Below are 14,212 nucleotides of genomic sequence, written 5' to 3' on the forward strand. Positions count from 1 at the left end.
CCCTACCCTCAGACCGGGGTGGGGCCAGCTTGATTCATAAGCCCGGACGCCCCGGCCGGCTCTAGCTACCGGAGGGGCTCTCGCTGGGAGTAGGTAGGGTCACCGGCGAAGTGGTCTGAGGGTTTGAGGCATCGGCAGCCACTCGCTCACTAGCGGTAGCGTGAATAGCGTGCAACTCCTCAGAGAACTGCTCCAGGCGCTGATAGACCGACTCATAGTAAGAGTTTTTGATGTCTGATACTGAGGAGTCAAAGTTCAGTGATTCGCGGCAGAAAATATCTCGCTCAAGCATACTCTTGGCAGTTTTCTCATCGAGCAGGCTGGCGGCGTAGACTGCTGCGTCAGTGCTGGTGGCCTGATCAAATCCGTCTTCCTGCATGCACCCAGCCCAGTCGCTTTGTAGCTGTATATATTTTTCGTCAGCACGCAGGGATTCGGCAATTGCCTGGCCAAACTGAGGCGCGAGCAGGGCCGCCTTGATGCCGTTTTCAGCTGACCCGTAGATGTACTCGTAACTCTGAGCCATACAGCCGGCGGAATCTATCTCACCGCTGGAATATTCCATGAAGGTTACGGTAAAGGTCTGGCCGCCCTGCCCCAGGTAAGAGGCCAGCCCTGCGTCATCAAACTCGGCAGTAGCCCGTAGCTTGGTGTCGGGTAAGGCCTCGTAACCACTCTCAATCAGTTCCTTGGTGGAGCGGCCGGTGTATACAGCGGTCTCCAGCGACTGGGCAGACTCTGGCTCAGCATACGTACCACCAGCGGCCTTGACGCAGCGTTCCACGAAGCCCCGCCGAGCTTTCTCGGCGTCAGCTGGTGGATAAACCCACCCCTCTAAAGCGGTAATGTGCTCAGCGTTAGCTTCTTCAGCGGTGAGCTCTTCAAAATTTTGGGGCGGGGAGGAACACCCCGCAACTAGCAAAACTGTGCTCACGCTGAGAACCGACAGGCCTTTTCCACAGCGGTTCGTAAGTAATGACACGGTGCCCCTCCCTAGATACTCAGCCTCAATTCTAACTACTATTAGTAAGCGTGAAGCGTGCCGATGACGGGTACGATCACGAAGTTCTCGTCACAGAAGGTACAAAAGATTCATGGTACATACAGAACACGCAGATTTGACAACTTCTCGCCGCGGTCTCATGCGTTTTGCCGCGTTCACCGGCGTAGCTGGAGTCACCTCTGCGGCTCTGACCGCTAATCGTAGCGCCACCGCGGCCGATGCCAGCTCCGCCATTTTTCCTTCAGATTTTAGCTACCCCACCGTATCGGGTCCTTCACTTGCCCTCTGGGGCAGTTCTTCCTTTGAAGGAGCCCACGCTGATCAGGGGGTACCAGCGGGATACGATGCCACAATTGCAACCCAACTAGCAAGCTACCTCAACATTCCTGTGCTCATGTTCGGCCGTGGCGGCGAAACCTCTACCATGGTGGCAGCCCGCCGGGGTGTACCTGAGTCCATGTATAAACTGGTCTTTCCCAACGACACAATTCCAGCCTCCGGCTCCGTCGTCGTTACTATCTCCGATGGCAGCAACCTGGCCTGGGGCTCAGCAGCTCACCTACCCGGCTATGTTTCAGCTGTACCCGGCGTCCTCACCGCCGGTAGCGTCGAGGGCACCTATACGTTCACCCGCACCGTGCCGGGCGAAGCTATCTACGCCCCGGCTGAGACCCCGGCCTCCTGGTTCCACTCCTACCAAGAGATGATTAGCCGCTCCTCCTACCACGCTATTCAGGTGGGCCGAAACAACATGGGTGACATAGCCCGAATCAAGAAGGACACCGAGGCCTGCTTCGCCCAGGCGCCCAAACGCACCGTAGTGGTGGGGCACTTCGCTTCGCGCGGGGACGGAACCGATTCAGATCGTGCCCAGCAGGTGCGTGCCTACAACAGTTGGGCGGCAGAGACCTACGGCAACCTCTTTATGAACCCTGAGACCTACCTTCGGGAGACCACCCAGCAGTCCTGGCTCCGTTACGGTGCCCTGTCTGGTTCAGGCGTCTGGTCATCAGATGCCGACCGTAAGGCCTATGACGAGGGCAAGGTTCCGCCTTCGCTCTTCTCCTCAGACGGCCTCCATCTCAACGGCTGGGGGTACATCGCCCTGTCACAGATGATTTACTACAAAATCACGGAGCTTGGCTGGTTCTAATACCGCTTCTAACACCCGAGACCAAGGGCGCCGTACGCTCCCCTTCCTCACGGAAACGGAGCGTACGGCGCTCTTGATTCTATCTACCGGGTCAGGACGCAGGACGTTTAGGCGTCCTTGGGCTCCTCGTAGCGGGGGAAGACGGGGGCGGGGGCGGGCAGCTCCGTGCCAGTAGCCAGAGCGGTGCCCAGGCCTGCAAAGACACGATTCTCGGGGGCCACTGCCAGCAGGTCAAGCAACTTACCCATGGAGGTAGGCATGACCGGCTGGGTGAGAGTGGCAACAATACGTAGCACCTCAGCGGTCACGTAGAGCACCGTATTCATACGCTCCGGGTCAGTCTTGCGGAGCTTCCAGGGCTCCTGGGCGGTGAAGTAGCGGTTGGCCTCACCCACCACCTGCCAGATGCGTTCGAGGGCGCGGTGGAAGGCCTGCTCGTCGAAGTCGGCACGGACAGGCTCGTACAGGGCCGCTGCCATATCTAGCATGGCGGTATCTTCGGCCGTGAAGTCACCGTGGGCAGGCACCTTACCCTCGCAGTTCTTGGCGACCATAGAGAGAGAACGCTGGGCCAGGTTGCCCAGGTCGTTGGCCAAATCTGAGTTGATGCGGTTCTTGATACCTTCGGCTGAGTAAGAGCCGTCTTGGCCAAAGGAGACATCGCGGAGCAGAAAGAAACGCAGCTGATCCAGGCCGAAGCTGGCAACCAGGTCAGCGGGGTCAACCACGTTGCCGATGGACTTGCTCATCTTCTCGCCATCGACCAGCAAGAAGCCGTGACCAAAAACTCGCTTGGGCAGTTCAATGCCTGCTGACCAGAGGAAGGCAGGCCAGTAAATAGCATGAAAACGGGTGATGTCCTTGCCAATCAGGTGCAGGTCAGCAGGCCAGAAGGTGCTAAAGAGTTCACCCTCAGTATCGGGGTAGCCCAGACCGGTGATGTAGTTGGTCAGGGCATCCACCCACACGTACATGACGTGCTTTTCGTTGCCGGGTACGGGCACGCCCCAGTCGAAGGTGGTGCGAGAGATGGAGAGGTCGGTCAGGCCGTTCTTGATGAAGGCGGCCAGCTCGTTGCGACGAGATTCAGGGTAGACAAAGCCCTCAGTCTCATAGAGTTCCAGCAGACGGTCGCCGTACTTGGAGAGGCGGAAGAAGTAGGATTCTTCCTCTGCCCACTCGACCTCGGTCCCGGTTGCAGTTGCGTAGCGTACCCCGTCCTGCACCTCGGTTTCGTCCTCGGTGTAGTAGGCCTCGTCGCGCACCGAGTACCAGCCGGCGTACTTATCCAGGTAGATATCGCCGTTCTCTTCCATCTTCTTCCAGATGGCCTGGGAGGCTGAGTAGTGGTCGGTATCGGTGGTACGGATAAAGCGATCGAAGTCAGCGCCAACCAGCTCAGCCATGGCACGGAAGCGGGCCGCATTCTCATCAGCTAGTTCTTTAGGGGTTATACCCTGCTGTTCGGCAGTGGTCTGCATCTTCTGCCCGTGCTCATCAGTACCGGTCATGAAGCGCACGTCGAAGCCGTCAAGCTTCTTAAAACGGGCCATGGTATCAGCAGCAATTACCTCGTAGGCGTGCCCGATGTGGGGGGCCCCATTGGGGTAAGAAATCGCAGTGGTGATGTAGTACGGGGTAGAAGTCATGGTTACAACTTTACCCGCTCACACCAACCACTGCGAACGATATTTCCACGGATGAAAAGCGCTGTGCGCTTCCGTTTAGTCAGCCAGATTGATGGTGGCTGCGCGGGAGGCGTTGACTACGCGCTTGATGGATTCGAGAACCTCGGCTGACAGGGCTGAATCCAGAGCCAGGACGCAGAGGGCTTCAGCCTTCTTGTCGTTGCGCGATACCTGCATACCGGCGATATTGATGGAGGCGGTGCCCAGCAGGGTACCGATGGAGGCGATGACGCCGGGGCGGTCCTCGTATTCAAGCACCAGCATGTGGTCGGTGATGGGGATTTCCACGTCGAAGCCATTGACATTGGTCAGCTTTTCAATGAGCTTGGGGCCGGTGACGGTACCCGCTACCTTGACGACCTCGCCGTTGGCTAGAGCACCGGAAAGCACGGTTTCATTGCGAAAGTAGTCGGTCTCGGTGGTGGTAACCAGCTCAACCTCAACACCGCGCTGCTCAGCCAGTACCGGGGCGTTCACGTACGAGACCTTGTCTGAGACAACGTCGGTGAAGACGCCCTTGAGGGCTGAGAGTTTGAGGGAGGTCACATCCTTGGTGGCGATTTCACCGGCAATCTTGACCTCCACGCGGGTGAGGGCTTCGTCGCCGCCGATGGCGGTGAGAATGCGACCAATCTTCTCGGCAAGGGGAACGCCGGGGCGGACGTCCTTGTCGATAGCTCCGCCTGCCACGTTGACGGCATCAGGTACCAGGTCGCCCTCAAGGGCCAGGCGCACAGACCTGGCTACAGAGATACCGGCCTTTTCCTGGGCCTCAAAGGTGGAGGCCCCCAGGTGGGGGGTGGCAACGACGTTGGGCAGGGTTACGAAGGGCACGTTCTTGGCGGGTTCCTTGACGTAAACGTCAATGGCGGCCCCGGCAATCTCGCCTGTGCGCAGGGCTGTATCCAAGTCGGCTTCGTCGATTAGGCCACCGCGGGCAACGTTGACCACGTAGGCGGTCTTCTTCATCTTTGTGAAGCTCTCGGCGTTAATGAGCCCCAGGGTCTCGGGGGTACGGGGCATATGGATGGTGATGAAGTCGGAGCGCTCTACCAGTTCGTCGAGTTCAACGAGTTCAGCGCTAAGGGATGCTGCGCGGGCTGAGGTGACGAAGGGGTCGTAGGCGATAATTTCGGTGCCGAAAGCCTTAAGACGCTCTGCGACCAGGCCACCGATACGGCCCAGGCCGATGATGCCAACGGTTTTTTCAAAGAGTTCTACACCCGAGAAAGCTGAGCGCTTCCACTCCCCCGCTTTCATGGAAGCATCTGCGGCAGCGATATTGCGGGCCAGATTAAGGATGTGGCCGACAGTGAGTTCGGCAGCTGAAATCACGTTAGAGGTCGGTGCGTTGACCACCATGACGCCGGCCTTGGTGGCGGCTTTGATATCGACGTTGTCGAGCCCTACACCTGCGCGGGCGATTACCTTGAGTTTCTTGGCGGCAGCAATGGCTTCAGCGTTAACCTGGGTGGCGGAGCGTACCAAAATAGCGTCGACATCTGCTATGGCAGGCAGTAGTTCGTCGCGGTTGGCACCGTCGCAGGAGCGGATTTCGAAATCGGGGCCCAGGGCTTCAACGGTGGCAGGTGAGAGTTCTTCAGCGAGCAGAACGATAGGTTTTTCGGTCACAGGTTCTTTCCTTAGATGACTGGTGACGGTTGTGGTTTGTGGGATTAGCCGGCGCTTCGGACCCTAAAGGACGCCGCTGGTGGGGTTGCTCTGACGCGAGCATCTCGTGCGGTGGTGGGCTACAGTTCACCGTACGGCTGTAGCCTGACCGCTCTGCCCCTCATTGTACCGGGGTGAGGGAGTTAGAGGCGGCAAGAGCCGACTACCTAAACCGTTGTGGGTCTAGCTAGTCGGCTCTCGTCTTCACTGCGGGTGCAGAGATATGTTCGGCTTAGCGGGCTACAGAGCCGTCGACGTAGTCGGAGTCAACTGAGTTATTCCAGGCGAAGAGCTTGCGCAGTTCACGGCCGGTGGTCTCGATGGGGTGCGCTTCACCCTTGGCACGTAGCTCCTTGAATTCGGGGCCGCCCGCTGCCTGGTCTTCCATGAAGCGCTTGGCGAAGGTGCCGTCCTGAATGTCTGAGAGAACAGCCTTCATGTTCTCCTTGACCTGAGGGGTGATGACGCGGGGGCCGGAGACGTAGTCGCCGTATTCAGCGGTGTCTGAGATGGACCAGCGCTGCTTGGCGATGCCGCCTTCAATCATGAGGTCAACGATGAGCTTGAGTTCGTGTAACACCTCGAAGTAGGCGATTTCGGGCTGGTAGCCTGCTTCGGTCAGGGTTTCGAAGCCGTACTGGATCAGCTGTGAGGCACCGCCGCAGAGTACTGCCTGCTCACCGAAAAGATCAGATTCGGTCTCTTCTTTGAAGGTGGTTTCGATGACGCCTGCGCGGGTTGCGCCCAGGCCCTTGGCGTAGGCCAGGGCCAGGTCGAGAGCCTTGCCTGAAGCGTCCTTTTCAACAGCAACCAGGGCGGGCACAGCGCGGCCTGCTTCGAACTCGCGGCGGACGGTGTGGCCGGGGCCCTTGGGGGCGACCATAGCCACGTCAACACCTTCGGGGGCTTCGATGTAGCCGAAGACGATGTTGAAGCCGTGGGCAAAGAAGAGGGCGTCGCCGTCGTTGAGGTTGGGGGCGATGTCGTTCTTGTAGACCTCTGCCTGAACCTGATCGGGGGTCAGAATCATGATGACGTCGGCCTCTGCGGCGGCGTCAGCAACGGTCAGGACGCGCAGGCCTTCGGCCTCTGCCTTGGCGCGTGATTTGGAGCCTTCTGCAAGACCAACGCGGACGTCTACGCCTGAGTCGCGCAGGTTCAGGGCGTGGGCGTGGCCCTGAGAACCGTAGCCGATGATGGCGACGGAGCGTTCTGCGATGTTGGCCAGGTCGGCATCGTCGTTGTAGTAGATCTTTGCCATGGTTTTCGATCTCCTTGATCGGTTGAGGGGTAGCTGACGCTACGTGACCTTGGGTTGAGTGAACCTTCAGTGTCTAGCGTAGCTGGCTACACTTGTTTTGAGACACAGGTTCCATATTTTGAAATGAGCCTGGGTTGCGCTGACTACCTCGCCCACCCAGCGGCATTTTAGCTACGGAGCGCCTTCTCGCTCATGGAGCGGGGCCCCCGTGAAAGGCCGATGGTGCCGGCCCGAACAATTTCGCGCACACCAAAAGGCTCAAGCACTTCGAGCAGGGCGTTAATCTTGTTGGCTGAACCGGTTGCTTCAATGATGACAGACTCGGTCGAAACATCAACAATCTTGGCTCTGAAAAGGTCGGCGGCCTGAGTGACCTGAATACGGGCTGCCGCATCGGCCTTGACCTTAATGAGGATGTGGTCACGCTGCGCCGACTGGTCATCAGGCAGCTCCACAATTTTAAGCACGTGAATCAGCTTATTGAGTTGCTTGGTGACCTGTTCCAGCAGCACACCTTCAGCATCTACCACCACGGTGATACGAGAAATGCCGGGGACCTCGGTGGGGCCCACCGCTAGAGAGTCAATATTGAACATGCGGCGAGCAAAGAGGCCAGACACACGGGCCAGAACACCGGGTTTGTCTTCTACGAGAACTGATAGGGTGTGGCGGCTCATAGCATCTCCTCGTTGTCTTCGCCCCAGGAGGGTGAAATATCTTTAGCAATCTGAATCTGGTCGTTTGAGACGCCCGAAGGAACCATAGGCCAGACCAGCGCGTCGGGGCTGACATTGAAGTCAACGACAACGGGGCGATCATTGATCTCAAGTGCCCGAGCGATTGTAGCTTCTACGTCCTCGTCCCGCTCGCAGCGAAGCGCTGCGCAACCGTAGGCTTCGGCAAGTTTGACGAAATCAGGGACGCGTTCAGTTCCCATACCGGTCTTCAGGTGGGTGTTGGAGTAACGGCCATCGTAGAAAAGGTTCTGCCACTGGCGTACCATACCCAAGGAGGAGTTGTTGATAATAGCAACCTTGATGGGGATGTTGTTCTGCACGCAGGTGGCTAGCTCCTGGTTAGTCATCTGGAAGCAACCGTCACCGTCAATCGCCCAGACCACAGAGTCGGGGAAAGCGACCTTTACACCCATAGCGGCGGGAACGGAGAAGCCCATGGTACCCAGGCCTGCCGAGTTAATGAAGTGGCGGGGCTTCTCGCTATCGATGAACTGGGCCGCCCACATCTGATGCTGCCCCACCCCGGTGACGTAGTAGGCGTCAGGGCCGGTCATGTCACTGAGCTTTTGAATAACGTATTGGGGGGAACCCAGGCCGTCATCGGTCTTGGTGTAGCCCAGGGGGAAGGTTTCCTTAAAGCGGTTAACCAGAGTCCACCAGTCAGTGAGATTGGGCAGGGAACCTGCAAATTCTTCGGTGAGAATTTCGTTCAGTTCGGGCAGGACGTAGCGAAGATCGCCCACGATGGGCACATCGGCAACGCGGATTTTCGAGATTTCTGCCGGGTCAATGTCTACGTGGATAACCTTGGCAGCGGGAGCGAACTCGTCTACCATGCCGGTGACACGGTCATCAAAGCGAGCGCCAAGGGCAATGAGCAGGTCAGCTTTTTGCATGGCCGTCACGGCAGGCACGGTGCCGTGCATGCCGGGCATACCCAGATTCTGAGCGTCAGAGTCAGGGTAGGCCCCGCGGGCGGTCAGGGTGGTTACCACCGGCGCGCCAATGGTCTTAGCCAGCTTCATGAGCTCTTCTGAGGCTCCGGCACGCACCACACCGCCGCCGACGTAGAGCACGGGGCGCTTGGACTCTGTAATCAGCCGTGCTGCTTCGCGAATTTGCTTGGAGTGACCGCGCGTGACTGGGTTATAGCCGCGGGGGTCGGTGTTGGCAGGGGGCCAGGTAAAGTTCATGAGACCCTGCTGGGCATCCTTGGTAATGTCCACAAGGACGGGGCCCGGGCGGCCGGTTGCCGCAATTTTGAAGGCGGTGGCGATACAGCGAGGAATCTCTTGGGCATCGCGCACCATGAAAGAATGCTTGGTGATGGGCATGGTCATGCCTACGATGTCAGCCTCTTGGAAGGCATCGGTGCCAATCACCTTTGAGGAGACCTGGCCGGTGATGCAGACGATTGGCACAGAGTCCATGTTGGCATCGGCGATAGCGGTCAGCAGGTTGGTAGCACCGGGCCCCGAGGTGACGATAGCGACACCGACCTTGCCGCTGGCAATAGCGTAGCCTTCAGCGGCATGGCCTGCGCCCTGCTCGTGCCGGACCAGGATGTGATTGAGCTGCTCTGAGTCAAAAAGGGGATCGTAGGTAGGTAGAATCGCGCCGCCGGGCAGACCGAAGATATCGGTGACACCCAGTTTTTCCAGGGAACGTATGATGGCTTGAGAGCCGGTGATACGCTCTACCTGTGAAGCCTCTGGGCCGTTAGTGGTACCCAGATTTTTAGCTAAATCTGCAGGGTTGATGGGATTTCCCGCTGTCATTTGGTGATCCTCGTGGTGGTCTGAAGATGATCTTGTGGGTGAGCGGTGGGTACGCCCATAAAAGTAGGTGAGCCGGGGTTGCGGTTGAACCTAGAAAAAAACCCTCCGCCTGGTGGAGCGAAGGGTGCGCACGCTAGGACACGAAAGCTTTCCTCATGCTGCGCGCTCGCTCAGGAGACGCACCACAAGAATAACCTGTGACTGCTGGCGTGATGTCATACCTCTTATTGTTGAGGTCAGAGCGCCCCCGGTCAAACTGGTCTTAGAATGTGACATTTATGTTTCGCTATGGAAAAGAATATTTGCATGGCCCACCCGCTGCGTCTTACGGCGTGTTGCAGCTGTGAGTTACCGGGGCGTCATTTAACGACTTATAGCAACCCTCAGGTCTTTTCACAGCAGAGGCCACCCTATAGAACGTAGACTGAGGGCATGACTGCACTCCAGCTCACCAGTAGTGAAATCGCCAAGGCCCTGCATACTGTCTTTGACAGTCAGATTATTAATTACGGGGCCTACAACCTGGTTTTTGCTACCGGTTCATCGATTTACCGCAACCCCGATGTAGCCGCGCTGCACGAGGAAAACCAGACCCACTTTTTGATTGGGTACAGAGATACCCCTCGTGAAGCGGTCATCGCCCCTCTAACTCTTCCCGAGGTGCGCGGTACGGGTACTCCTAGCTCCATTGATAACACCAACGCAGCGCGAACCTTCGAACTCTCCGATTTGTCCTTCGGATTAGAATCCACCAACGGTACATCTTTCACCCTCACTTTTGAGCCTAAGATGGTGGTTGAGACTGCTAAGGGAACGGGAGTACTTGACCAGGAGCTTGATATTGAAGATTTTAAACGGGTCATCATCGATGCCTGGAAAATCTAACCTCTTTTTGAGAGTAAGCTCGCCTCGGGTAGCCTATTGACAGCAAGAAGCCCGACCGGTTGACCGGTCGGGCTTCTCATCTTCTGTGCGCCCCCTGGGACTCGAACCCAGAACCCATTGATTAAGAGTCAATTGCTCTGCCAATTGAGCTAGAGGCGCAGACGTGTTGACCAGGCCTGCCTGGGCAACGGGTTCTACTATACGCACCTTTCAGAGCGGGCGCAAATCAAACAATCTATGTGTGATGGTTTACATAAACCTTTTTCTTTTAGCCAGCAGGGGTGGAGCCCGTCTCACCTCGCACCGAACGCCAAGAAGCCCGACCGGTTGACCGGTCGGGCTTCTCATCTTCTGTGCGCCCCCTGGGACTCGAACCCAGAACCCATTGATTAAGAGTCAATTGCTCTGCCAATTGAGCTAGAGGCGCAGACGTGTTGACCAGGCCTGCCTGGGCAACGGGTTCTACTATACGCACCTTTCAGAGCGGGCGCAAATCCCGCCCGTCATGCCCAGAGGTAACCTCGCAGGGGCGGGGCAGAGGGAGCCCCGCAACCACCTACTTTTGCTGGTGTTCTGCGAGCATCTCTGGGGTAATCACATCCATCACAGCGGTATTGACACGCTCCCCCGCAGACTCAGCCACATTAACCTCGGGAGTATCAGCTGGTGCCGACGGCGCCTCCGCTAAAGAACTTGAAATCGCTCCAATTTGAGTTGAGTGTTCCTGAGTGACGTCGGCAAGAACCTCACGACCACCCTGCTGTTCACTGAGACTCTCAATAATATGAATCAGCATCTCACGGAATTCAGGGCTGGAAAGATCACCGACCGAACCTAGTTTGCGGTCAATATTCTCAGCCTCAGCAAGAACGCGGCGGCCCTCCTCAGTAATACCGAGCAGGTAACTGCGGCGGTCAATGGTGTTGCGTGTACGGAAGACATGGCCGTGAGCTTCGAGGCGAGCCAGGGTTTTACCCATGGTCTGTGCCTGAACACCTACGAGGGAGGCAACCTTCACCTGAGAAATCATGCCTTCACGGGCAATGACCCCCAGGGCGGTTACGCCAGCGTGGGTGAGCCCCAGGGCTTTGAGCTGATCGTTCCAGCTGTATTCCAGCATGCGAGCTGCAGTAGAGAGGAGTCGATTAATCGACCAATTTCGAATTTCTGGCATAGGCCCATTATAAGCATGTTTACCACTTATGTGCCTAGACATGCTAGTTACTGACACAAATCAACGCATACTGAGCAAATGGGGCAGTTGCCCTGGCACAGCTCCCCGTTTCCGGCCTCTCTGGGTTACGTTCTCTTGCTAAGCTAGGGTGCGGAGCCGAAGAGCTCCCCTCCTAAAATTTATATTTAGCGTGACAGTGGTTTCAGAGTGTGAAAGGAGTCAGCGATGACTCGACTTGAACCGGGTTCCCCAGCACCGGATTTTTCGTTACAGTCAGCCGACGGAACAATGGTTTCCCTGGCTGATATGCGAGGCAAGAAGGTGATTGTGTATTTCTACCCCAAGGCCGCTACCCCCGGCTGCACCACCCAGGCCTGCGATTTCAGAGACAATCTAGAATCGTTGACCGCTCACGGCTACACCGTCGTAGGTATTTCCCCCGACCCGGTTTCAGCCCTTGAAAAATTCACCGAGGGTCAGAGCCTGACCTTCCCCCTACTCTCTGACGAAGACCACGCGGTGGCCGAGGCCTACGGTGCCTGGGGTGAAAAGAAAAACTATGGCAAGACATACGTGGGGCTGATTCGATCAACAATCGTCATCAATGAGCAGGGTACTGTACATCTAGCTCAATACAACGTGCGGGCCAAGGGGCATGTTGCCAAGCTCCGCCGTGACCTAGGAATAGACAGCTAGCGCAGCGCCGGTTAGCAAATCCCAGTGCGGTACTGTAGCATGGTCTCTGTTGTGCTAACAGCATCATAGGCGCGAGTGGTGAAATTGGCAGACACGCAGGATTTAGGTTCCTGTGCCTTACGGCGTGAGGGTTCAAGTCCCTCCTCGCGCACACAACATGTAAGACCCGTTTAGCTCGGTTGATTCCGGTTAGACGGGTTTTTAGTTTAAGGTAAAGATAAGGATGGCCGGACGTGAGGTAGCCGGCTAGTTGTTTCTCAGGAGGGCGCGAAGCTGTGACTGTTGAGCCTGCAAAGAGAGTCGATGCCACAGGGGCGGTAACCCGTAGGGCGGCTCTGAGCTGGGGGGCTGCTCTGGCTGCAGGTCTTGCCCTGACCGCCTGCTCGTCATCACCCTCCGCGCAGAAACCCGCTCCCGCCGGGGCCGCAACAGAAACTCCCGACCCTTTCACATTTCGCTTCGCCCAAAGCGCCCAAATTCTTTCTCTTGACCCGGCTTATACAACCCGCCTCGAAAGCCACCGCATCTCGGCTCAGATATTAGAGCCACTGGTGCGAGCCGATGTCAACACCGGTGAACCGGTCGCGGCTCTGGCCCGTGAGTGGTCGATTTCAGATGACGGTCTCACCTACACCTTCACGCTGAATGAAGACGTTACCTTTAGTGACGGCACAGCCTTCACAGCCCAGGCCATCACCGCTAACTTTGATCGCTGGGCCCGTCTCGGCCGTCAAGAACTCACTCATATCACACAGCCCTTCCACCTACTTTTTGGTTCGCTACCCCAGCAGGAGGGGGCAGGTGGCACCACAGAGCCAGAGCTGAAACCGCTGGTAGCGCAGTGGGAGGCAGCTGATGCTACAACTGTGCGCGTACAGCTAGAACGACCCTCCCGCAGTTTCTTGAAGGTACTCACTCAGCCCGCCTACGGTATCGTCCTGCCCTCACTGATGACCTCTAGCGGCCCCCTCAGCTCCCACCCCGTTGGCACCGGTGCTTTTGCCCTTGAATCATGGGAGGAACAAACCGTCACGCTCACTCGTCATACCGGCTACCGGGGTAAGGCACCGCAGGTTGAACGGTTGGTTTTCACCACCGTCCCTGACCCAGAAAAACGCTATTACAACCTGCTTCAGGGCAATATCGATGCCTACGACCAGGTAGCGCTTAAAGACTACGTTCCCCTGGCGCTGGACGGCTACGCGGTACAGTCCCGTGACCCCTACGCCATTACCTATCTGGGGCTCAACCTCTCGCACCCGGCCTTCGCAGACCTGAGAACCAGGCAGGCTCTGGCATGCTCGATTGACCGTTCAGCTCTCTCTGGAACCTACTACCCCCAGGGCACCAACACCGCCAGTGACTTTCTACCAGCACTCTTTCAGATGAAAAATGAAGACATGGGTCAGCCCTATAGGTATAACCTTGAGCGCGCCAAGGAGCTCTTAGCGGCCTCAGAGTATCAGGGCGATTCTATCGACTTCTATTACCCCACCAATCTTTCCCTGCCGTCACTGCCCTCACCAGAAGCCATTTATTCGATGGTGGCTGCCGACCTGGTCGAGGCCGGGTTTACTATCGTGCCTAAACCCTACCGCTGGGACGATGAGGGTAGCGAAGATATTGCCAGCTCCCACCCCGATTTCGGGCTTGAACTTACCGGCTTCGTAGGCGCCTACCGTGACCCTACAGCTTTTCTTGGCAGAATACTGGCTCCCGCAGCCACCGCGCCAGCTAGTATCAGCCAAACACCAGCGTCCTCGGAATCAACAAGCAGCCCTTCACCTAGCCCCACCAACTCAGATACCCAAACCGGTGTCTCAACCACGAGCTATGGCACTATCACACGAGCCATCGCCGAGGCAGATACCCTCACCGATATCGGTGCCTGGCGTGATGCCTACCGCAGCATCAACGAAGATATCGCCGAGCTCATGCCCGCCGTCCCACTCTTCTACCCGGTTTCGGGGCTCTCACAGGGCGAGCGCGTCATCAGTTACACTGTTAGCGCCACCTGCATTGACGACTTCGCCACCGTCGCTCTCAACACCTAGAAAAGACCGTAACGCAGGCTGCTGTGTTAGGTAGGTCGCCCTATCTGTACTACTCTAAAAGAGGACCTGGGGTGCCTGAGCCCCACACCACATAGGTACCCAACGAAGGGTG

General features: G+C 57.4%; 11 protein-coding genes and 3 tRNA genes. 5 read left to right on the forward strand and 9 right to left on the reverse strand.

Annotated features, from left to right (window positions below; all coding sequences use genetic code 11):
• Positions 1-61: 61 nt before the first annotated feature.
• Entirely contained in the window at positions 62-982 is a 921-nt protein-coding gene (locus L6966_RS10680; protein ID WP_237233367.1) for a hypothetical protein, read from the reverse strand.
• Positions 983-1,094: 112 nt separating this feature from the next.
• Between L6966_RS10680 and L6966_RS10685 the strand changes: the two genes are divergently transcribed.
• The gene (locus tag L6966_RS10685; RefSeq protein WP_237233368.1) at positions 1,095-2,156 is read left to right on the forward strand and encodes a hypothetical protein; all 1,062 of its coding nucleotides are present in this window, start codon (positions 1,095-1,097) and stop codon (positions 2,154-2,156) included.
• Between the two features lie 107 nt (positions 2,157-2,263).
• Here the strand turns inward: L6966_RS10685 and metG are convergent, their stop codons facing one another.
• The 5 genes from metG to L6966_RS10710 form a co-directional block, all read right to left on the reverse strand.
• The gene (gene metG / locus L6966_RS10690) at positions 2,264-3,805 is read right to left on the reverse strand and encodes a methionine--tRNA ligase (RefSeq protein ID WP_083091301.1); all 1,542 of its coding nucleotides are present in this window, start codon (positions 3,803-3,805) and stop codon (positions 2,264-2,266) included.
• Between the two features lie 75 nt (positions 3,806-3,880).
• On the reverse strand, positions 3,881-5,476 hold the full coding sequence (serA, locus tag L6966_RS10695; RefSeq protein WP_083091302.1) for a phosphoglycerate dehydrogenase: 1,596 nt from the start codon (positions 5,474-5,476) through the stop codon (positions 3,881-3,883).
• Positions 5,477-5,747: 271 nt separating this feature from the next.
• The gene (ilvC, locus tag L6966_RS10700) at positions 5,748-6,776 is read right to left on the reverse strand and encodes a ketol-acid reductoisomerase (RefSeq protein ID WP_083091303.1); all 1,029 of its coding nucleotides are present in this window, start codon (positions 6,774-6,776) and stop codon (positions 5,748-5,750) included.
• Positions 6,777-6,943: 167 nt separating this feature from the next.
• Positions 6,944-7,453: an acetolactate synthase small subunit gene (gene ilvN / locus L6966_RS10705; RefSeq protein WP_083091304.1), complete on the reverse strand. Its 510-nt coding sequence runs from the start codon at positions 7,451-7,453 to the stop codon at positions 6,944-6,946.
• On the reverse strand, positions 7,450-9,291 hold the full coding sequence (locus L6966_RS10710; protein ID WP_237233369.1) for an acetolactate synthase large subunit: 1,842 nt from the start codon (positions 9,289-9,291) through the stop codon (positions 7,450-7,452). Before L6966_RS10710 ends, ilvN begins: the two co-directional genes overlap by 4 nt.
• Before the next feature lie 432 nt (positions 9,292-9,723).
• Here L6966_RS10710 and L6966_RS10715 point away from each other — a divergent pair, with 432 nt between their 5' ends.
• Entirely contained in the window at positions 9,724-10,176 is a 453-nt protein-coding gene (locus tag L6966_RS10715) for a hypothetical protein (RefSeq protein WP_083091306.1), read from the forward strand.
• 86 nt (positions 10,177-10,262) lie between these two features.
• Here the strand turns inward: L6966_RS10715 and L6966_RS10720 are convergent.
• The 3 genes from L6966_RS10720 to L6966_RS10730 form a co-directional block, all read right to left on the reverse strand.
• A tRNA-Lys gene (locus L6966_RS10720) sits at positions 10,263-10,335 on the reverse strand.
• Between the two features lie 195 nt (positions 10,336-10,530).
• A tRNA-Lys gene (locus tag L6966_RS10725) sits at positions 10,531-10,603 on the reverse strand.
• A gap of 129 nt (positions 10,604-10,732) precedes the next feature.
• Complete coding sequence (locus tag L6966_RS10730; RefSeq protein WP_180377821.1) at positions 10,733-11,350, reverse strand: MarR family winged helix-turn-helix transcriptional regulator; 618 nt, start codon at positions 11,348-11,350, stop codon at positions 10,733-10,735.
• A gap of 225 nt (positions 11,351-11,575) precedes the next feature.
• Between L6966_RS10730 and bcp the strand changes: the two genes are divergently transcribed.
• From bcp to L6966_RS10745, 3 genes are all read left to right on the forward strand, one after another.
• The gene (gene bcp / locus L6966_RS10735) at positions 11,576-12,046 is read left to right on the forward strand and encodes a thioredoxin-dependent thiol peroxidase (RefSeq protein WP_083091308.1); all 471 of its coding nucleotides are present in this window, start codon (positions 11,576-11,578) and stop codon (positions 12,044-12,046) included.
• A 69-nt stretch (positions 12,047-12,115) separates the two neighbouring features.
• Positions 12,116-12,197 (forward strand) — tRNA-Leu (locus L6966_RS10740).
• A gap of 124 nt (positions 12,198-12,321) precedes the next feature.
• The gene (locus L6966_RS10745) at positions 12,322-14,100 is read left to right on the forward strand and encodes an ABC transporter substrate-binding protein (RefSeq protein WP_237233370.1); all 1,779 of its coding nucleotides are present in this window, start codon (positions 12,322-12,324) and stop codon (positions 14,098-14,100) included.
• Positions 14,101-14,212 lie beyond the last annotated feature (112 nt).

It is taken from the genome of Rothia nasisuis (assembly GCF_928381405.1).
Lineage (GTDB): Bacteria > Actinomycetota > Actinomycetes > Actinomycetales > Micrococcaceae > Rothia > Rothia nasisuis.